Source organism: Glutamicibacter sp. MCAF14 (assembly GCF_052114325.1).
In the GTDB taxonomy this organism is placed as follows: domain Bacteria; phylum Actinomycetota; class Actinomycetes; order Actinomycetales; family Micrococcaceae; genus Glutamicibacter; species Glutamicibacter arilaitensis.
Window position 1 is genome coordinate 1 of sequence record NZ_JBFREO010000022.1, and the last position, 1,334, is coordinate 1,334.

At 55.0% G+C, this 1,334-nt stretch carries 3 protein-coding genes; all 3 read left to right on the forward strand.

Features of this window, described 5'->3' with window-relative positions:
- Nucleotides 1–333: 333 nt before the first annotated feature.
- Genes AB4Y71_RS17965 through nrdH form a run of 3 tightly spaced genes read left to right on the forward strand, consistent with a single transcriptional unit; the run spans nucleotide 334 to nucleotide 1,181 of the window.
- Nucleotides 334–720 (forward strand): hypothetical protein, encoded by a 387-nt coding sequence (locus tag AB4Y71_RS17965; protein ID WP_102599349.1) that lies wholly within the window; start codon nucleotides 334–336, stop codon nucleotides 718–720.
- Between the two features lie 52 nt (nucleotides 721–772).
- Nucleotides 773–940 carry a hypothetical protein gene (locus AB4Y71_RS17970; protein WP_180993171.1) on the forward strand — a complete coding sequence of 56 codons (168 nt, stop codon included), beginning with the start codon at nucleotides 773–775 and terminating at the stop codon, nucleotides 938–940.
- Between the two features lie 16 nt (nucleotides 941–956).
- Nucleotides 957–1,181: a glutaredoxin-like protein NrdH gene (gene nrdH / locus AB4Y71_RS17975; RefSeq protein WP_441722757.1), complete on the forward strand. Its 225-nt coding sequence runs from the start codon at nucleotides 957–959 to the stop codon at nucleotides 1,179–1,181.
- Nucleotides 1,182–1,334: the final 153 nt, after the last annotated feature.

The window sequence follows — 1,334 nt, forward strand, 5'->3', positions numbered from 1 at the left end:
GCCCGATTGTTGCACGTCTGAAAGCCCAGTCAAGGGCGCTGCGCGTCGCTACGCGATGGGCTAGCGCCCACCCCTGACAGAACTTTCAGGCGTGCATTTTGGCATGTATCGGAACAAGGGAAACCCATGCAATCAGGCGTAAAAGTTGTTTTGACCTGCTAAGCAAGTTTTCTAGGAAGCTTGAAAGATAGCAAAAATCTTTCAATAGAAACAGCAAACTAGCTTGCTAGCAAGATAGCAAACTGCTAGAATTGAAGTATCAACAGGGGATAGGAACCCACGCTGGAAAGACCAGCTCGGGCCTCAGTTGAGAACCAAGGAAAGGCAGTCACAATGACTAGCATCGAATTCGCCGGCCCGCAGTTGCCACTCGATGACTGCGCAGGAGACGGCTACGACTACATCGAAACCGCCGAGAAAGCAGGCTGGACGGTCATCTCGCAGTGGGGAGGTGAAGGCTACGACTTCGGCGCATGGCCCTACATCATCGGTTTCGCCCGACAAGCCCAGGATGTCAGCGGACAGCGCCACTTCGGATACGGCCTCTACGTTGAAGGCGACACCACCACCAAGTATTTCGACAACTTGGAAGCGTGCAAGGAAGCCATAGACCGCGACGCGCACTTCTTCTGGAAGACCGGACAGAGCGACGGCCCTGAAGGAGTCCCCGAGCAGTTCGAGAAGCTACCCGAAAAATATCGCGGACTACCCAACGACTAGCCAACCGCCCCGCCGAAAGGCGGGGCACCACGCCCCTGAAAGCAGATCACCAATGACTACCGTTGCCCCTTATGTCGTGCTGAACTGCCCAGTCACGGAAATTCTCGGATTCTATGACACGGAGGTAGAAGCCAGCGCAGCAGCGACAGCATTCGGACAATGCAGTTTTGCCTACAAGCTCAGTCCCCAAGAAATCACCGCCCTGGAAGCCCAGGCCTAGCACTAGGAAGAAAGCCATGAAATCGACTGTCACCGTCTACAGCAAGCCTTCTTGCGTCCAGTGCAACGCCACCTATAGGGGGCTAGACAAAAAGGGCATCAAGTACGAATCGATCGACATCAGCCAGGACGCAGAAGCGCTCGAATATGTCCGATCGTTGGGATATGTGCAAGCTCCTGTCGTGGTCACCGATCAAGGTCACTGGTCAGGATTCCGTCCGGATAAGATCGACATTCTCTAAGCGGGGTTTTCCTTGCCCCGATGCCCGATTGTTGCACGTCTGAAAGCCCAGTCAAGGGCGCTGCGCGTCGCTACGCGATGGGCTAGCGCCCACCCCTGACAGAACTTTCAGGCGTGCATTTTGGCATGTATCGGAACAAGGGAAACCCATGCA

What these genes read in the sequence shown, in the direction of transcription:
- AB4Y71_RS17965 (WP_102599349.1), top strand. Translation starts at nt 334, where the DNA reads ATGACTAGCATCGAATTCGCCGGCCCGCAGTTGCCACTCGATGACTGC.
- AB4Y71_RS17970 (WP_180993171.1), top strand. Translation starts at nt 773, where the DNA reads ATGACTACCGTTGCCCCTTATGTCGTGCTGAACTGCCCAGTCACGGAA.
- nrdH (WP_441722757.1), top strand. Translation starts at nt 957, where the DNA reads ATGAAATCGACTGTCACCGTCTACAGCAAGCCTTCTTGCGTCCAGTGC.